The following is a 4,599-nucleotide window of genomic DNA, read 5'->3' on the forward strand; positions in this document are numbered from 1 at the left end:
CTGCAAACCTTTGGTCGGCCAGTCCGCCGTTTCGTGGTCGGGTTGCTGGAAGGAGATGATCTGCTCCTGCCTTGTGTAGAAGTCGGGGTCCTGATGGTTTGGCTGGTCGAAGATCGTCTCCACCCAGGGCAGSCGSGCGGCGTAGTTGACCTGRATCTGCGGCGCCARRTCSGAGCGGTCGTCGAAGGCGCCGATGGCGATCTCGAGCCCGCCGGGCTGGCGGTATGTCAGCGGTGTACCGCAGCGGGCRCAAAAACCGCGATCGATGTTGACCGACGACTGGAAATAGCTCGGTTCCTCATGGGTCCACTCGACACCATCCTTGGGCACGGTCACCAGCGCACCGAAGAACGAGCCGAACTGCTTCTGGCACATGCGGCAATGGCAGATGGACGGGCGCCCGAGCGCCCCCTTGATGCGGAAGCGCACGGCGCCGCACTGGCAGCCGCCGGTTCGGACAGTCCCGGTCATGGTCTTTCCTCTGGCGGCCATTGGTCGGTGTCGTGATCGGGATGCTGGTAGGAGACAAGCTCGGCGAGATAGGGAGCCGATGACATGTCAGCCATCGTATCCTCGCCCGGCAGTTCCGGAATGGTGTCGACATAGGGCAGCTTCGCTTCGGTGCCCCACTGGATCAACGGCACGATTTCCGCCGGATTGTCGAACGCACCGATGGCCAGCCCAACACCGTCAGGCGCCGTGAAAGTCAGCGGCGTCCCGCAATTGGCGCAAAAGCCGCGATCGACATGGCTGGACGAGCGGAAATATTTCGGCTCGCCGCGCGTCCAGTCGAGCTTGGCGCCACGCACCGATACCAGTGGCGCATAGAACGAGCCGAACGCCTTCTGGCACATGCGGCAGTGGCAGACCGACGCGTCGCCAAGCGTGCCCTCGACACGGAAGCGCACCGCCCCGCACTGGCAGCCGCCGGTGTAGACTGGCCGGTTGTCGAGGCTCATGACAGCTCACTCCGGCGCATGGCAGACGGCCTCGACATTGTTGCCGTCGGGATCGAAGACGAAGGCGCCGTAGTAATTCGGGTGATAGTGCGGGCGCAGGCCCGGCCCGCCATTGTCCTTGCCGCCGGCGGCAAGCGCCGCGGCATGGAAGGCGTCGACCTCGGCGCGGCTGCGCGCGGTGAAGGCGACGTGTTGATGGGCCTTGTGGCCATCCTTGCCTTCCTGCAACCAGAACACCGGCCGATCGCGGCCGTAGCCACCGACTTTTTCGCCGCCGGTGTATTCCAGCGGCACCATATACAGCAGCGAGGCACCAAGCGGCGCCATCGCCTTGTCGTAGAAAGCCTTCGAAGCCTCGAAATCGGCAACGTCGATGCCGAGATGGTCGATCATCTTTTTACCTCCCAGGTGGTGATGCGTTCGCCGGTGGCCGGATCCTTGCCGTCCTTCAATTGTACACCTTGCGCCAGAAGCTCGTCGCGGATGCGGTCGGCTTCAGCCCAGTTTTTGGCGGCGATGAGCGCGAGGCGGTTGGCGATTGCCGTCGCGACCTTGTCCTCATCTACCTCTGCCGAGGCGATATCGAAGCCAAGGAACAGCAGCGACGCTTTCAACGAAGCGGCAGCCTCGTTGCCGTCCGCAGCCTCGCTGGCCAACTGCGTCAGCACCTGGAAGGCGGAATAGGTGGCGAGATCGTCCGACAGCGCATTGATGACCTCCGCCGGCACCTGCCCTGCCGCAGTCGGCGCCAGGTCCGCCGCGCGTTTCCATTTGCGCAGCGTGTTCTCCGCCTCCTCCAGCTTGCGCACGGAAAAGTCGATCGGCTCGCGGTAGTGCGTCATCAGCATCGCCAGCCGCAGCACCTCGCCCGGCCAGCTGCGACCGCCGAAGGTCTCGGTCTCCAGCAATTCGTGGATCGAGTAGAAATTGCCGAGGCTCTTCGACATCTTCTGGCCCTCGACCTGCAGGAAGCCATTGTGCATCCAGACATTGGCCATGACATCAGTGCCGTGGGCGCAACGCGACTGGGCAATCTCGTTCTCATGGTGCGGGAAGATCAGGTCGAGGCCGCCGCCATGRATGTCGAAGACYTCGCCGAGATAGGCSGCCGACATSGCCGAGCAYTCGATGTGCCAGCCCGGCCGGCCCCTKCCCCAYGGGCTSTSCCAGCCCGGCTCYTCCGGCGACGACAGYTTCCACAGSACGAARTCRCCGGGGYTCTTCTTGTGCGCGTCGACGGCGAYGCGGGCGCCGGCCTGCTGCTCGTCGAGATTGCGCTTCGACAATTGCCCGTAATCCGGCATCGACGCGGTGTCGAACAGAACTTCGCCTGCCGCGACATAGGCATGGCCGCGTTGGATCAGGCTTTGAATCAAGGTGATCATGTCGGCCTTGCCGTCGGCGCGAGGCTCGACGAACTCGGTGGCGCGCGGCTCGACCGTCGGCTCCAGGCAGCCGAGCGTGGCGACATCCCTGTGGAACTGGTCGGCGGTCTTTTCGGTCACCCGCCGGATCGCTTCGTTGAGCGACAATGTTCCGGCTGAAATCTCGCCACCGAAATCGCGCAACGCACGCGCGTTGATCTTGTCGTCGACGTCGGTGATGTTGCGCACATAGGTGACATGCGTCTCGCCGTAGAGATGACGCAGCAAGCGGAACAGCACGTCGAAGACGATGACCGGCCTGGCATTGCCGACATGGGCGAAATCATAGACGGTGGGGCCGCAGACATACATGCGCACATTCAGCGCATCGATCGGAACGAAATCCGCTTTCGTCCTCGTCAGCGTGTTGTAGAGGCGCAGGCCCTGCGATGCGTCAGACATTCCATGCCTTCCCGGTTCAGAACTTTTTTGTCTGGATGGAGCCAAACCGCGCCGAGGCGCAAATCAGACTCCAGCCTGCTGGCCGGGGCGTTTGTCCAATCTGGGGAAAGATGAGGCGAAAACGTCCGGACCAGCGCGAGGCTAGCCAATAATGCAAATGCCACAAATGGCGAAAGACGTTTTCATGGGCGGCTTTATCGCCTTGGTCAGTGTTGCCGTCAAGCCGCTGATCCCAGGAAAAACGTCGCCAAGACCGGCAAATGCGTCGCTCGATCACGCGGAATCAGGCAGTGAAACATTTTATTAAACATGTCGGCACAGTCATGAAACATTCGCCGRCTAGATCACCWRRCGTCACGATTTGGTCGGAWTCRACGGKCAAACGCGRACACGAAAAYGTTACCWGGGAAGAGAARCATGTCTCGAAGCAAGCAAGACGCCACCCGCGCCAAGCAACCGGCGCTGGCCAGCCACTATCGCGCGATCGGCCCGGCCGCGATCGTTGCCGCCCTTCTTCACACCGCGAAGAAGAACAAGCCGACACCGAAAATCGTATCGCCCCGCGCTGCCTGAAGCCGTGTGCGGCCGGCGCCAATGGCGCCGGGCATGAGGCGCTTATATACGCCTCGCAATAGCAGCACCCTCTAAAACAGCGTCATCTGACTGTCGTCCGCGCCAGGCTTCTGGCGCTTGGCCTTCTCGGGCTCCGGCCCGATCTCGCCCCTCACCTGAATTTCCGGACCGGTGTTGGCGACCTTGTTGACGAGGTCGGAGACGGGGATCGCCTCGAAGAAATCGAGTTGCGCCGGCCGCAACAGGTCGGCAACATCGCGCGGCTCGAGCGTGCGGCAATCCAGCCAGCGAGCGAAATCCCGGGGATCGATCACCACCGGCATACGGTCGTGGATATGCGCGATGTCGGCATTGGCGTTGACCGTCAGGATGGCGCCGGTGTCCATTTCCGAGCCGCCCGGCTCGGCATAGGTCTCGATCAGGCCGGCAAAGGCGACCAGCCCGCCATGCCTGAGGCGGATCCAGTACGGTTGCCCCTTCTTGCCCCCGGTCTGCCGCCATTCATAGAAGCCCGACGCAGGCACCAGCGCGCGGCGATGGCGCATGGCGGCCTTGAACGAGGCCTTTTCGCTTGCGCCTTCCGAGCGTGCATTGAACAGCAGTGGAAACTCCCTGGTGTCCTTGACCCAGGTGGGAATGAGCCCCCAGCGAACCAGCATCGGCTGCCGGTCGGGCAAATTGGAGCCCGGCGCCCGCGGCGCACCGGCGGTCGCCACCAGGATTGGCTGCGTCGGCGCGATGTTGTAGCGCGGCGGGAAACCCTCCAGCTCGGCCAAGCCCAGATAGGCAGYGGTCTCATCCGGCGTCGCGGTCAAGGCGAAACGTCCGCACATGGTCGATTGGTGCCCTTCGAATGGTTCGGGTTGAAGGTGGCGATGGAAGCGGCGTTGCGCAACCGCTAAAGCTTCCTCATGCTGGGCGGTCCACAACAGACCAGCCATCGAGCCCGATCGGAAACCATGAACGAACAGCGCACGACACTTCCTGCCGTTCGGTGGCCGTCGTGCGTGGTGACACCGTGCTGCTGGTCAAGCGAGCGCGGCAACCCTCACAGGGGCTGTATGCCTTCCCAGGCGGCAAGGTCGAGGCCGACGAGACACTGGACGATGCGGTACGGCGCGAGCTGTTGGAAGAGACCGGCTTGCATGCCACAGGCTTCCGCCCGCTTCGAGAGATCCATATCGATGGCAGGGATGACTCCCACCCCGTCGATTACCGCCTCACGGTCTTCGGCGCCGCCT

The 4,599-nt window shown here is 63.1% G+C and carries 7 protein-coding genes and 1 pseudogene; 3 read left to right on the forward strand and 5 right to left on the reverse strand.

All coding sequences use genetic code 11. The annotated features are described in order from the left end of the window. The 4 genes from AC1DX0_RS31475 to cysS all read right to left on the reverse strand — a co-directional run. A partial coding sequence (locus tag AC1DX0_RS31475) for a GFA family protein (RefSeq protein ID WP_477358331.1) occupies positions 1-471 on the reverse strand: 471 nt, incomplete at its 3' end. Next, positions 468-959, reverse strand: coding sequence for a GFA family protein (locus AC1DX0_RS31480; RefSeq protein WP_477219420.1), 492 nt, complete (start codon positions 957-959; stop codon positions 468-470). The genes AC1DX0_RS31480 and AC1DX0_RS31475, both read right to left, overlap by 4 nt. 6 nt (positions 960-965) lie before the next feature. Beyond that, complete coding sequence (locus tag AC1DX0_RS31485; protein ID WP_477219421.1) at positions 966-1,352, reverse strand: VOC family protein; 387 nt, start codon at positions 1,350-1,352, stop codon at positions 966-968. Beyond that, a complete protein-coding gene (cysS, locus tag AC1DX0_RS31490) occupies positions 1,349-2,785 on the reverse strand; it encodes a cysteine--tRNA ligase (protein ID WP_477358333.1) in 1,437 nt (478 codons plus the stop codon). The genes AC1DX0_RS31485 and cysS overlap by 4 nt, the downstream gene beginning before the upstream one ends. A 151-nt stretch (positions 2,786-2,936) precedes the next feature. Here cysS and AC1DX0_RS31495 point away from each other — a divergent pair, with 151 nt between their 5' ends. Next, positions 2,937-3,092 (forward strand): hypothetical protein, encoded by a 156-nt coding sequence (locus AC1DX0_RS31495; RefSeq protein ID WP_477358334.1) that lies wholly within the window; start codon positions 2,937-2,939, stop codon positions 3,090-3,092. Positions 3,093-3,202: 110 nt separating this feature from the next. After that, complete coding sequence (locus AC1DX0_RS31500; protein WP_477219424.1) at positions 3,203-3,358, forward strand: hypothetical protein; 156 nt, start codon at positions 3,203-3,205, stop codon at positions 3,356-3,358. A gap of 71 nt (positions 3,359-3,429) precedes the next feature. Here AC1DX0_RS31500 and AC1DX0_RS31505 read toward each other — a convergent pair whose 3' ends face one another. Further along, on the reverse strand, positions 3,430-4,191 hold the full coding sequence (locus AC1DX0_RS31505) for an SOS response-associated peptidase (RefSeq protein ID WP_477358336.1): 762 nt from the start codon (positions 4,189-4,191) through the stop codon (positions 3,430-3,432). 126 nt (positions 4,192-4,317) lie between these two features. On the opposite strand from AC1DX0_RS31505, the pseudogene AC1DX0_RS31510 reads away from it, so the two are divergent. Further along, positions 4,318-4,599, forward strand: a pseudogene (locus AC1DX0_RS31510) (NUDIX domain-containing protein); the annotation flags it as partial.

It is taken from the genome of Mesorhizobium sp. P3_A9, from assembly GCF_056402975.1.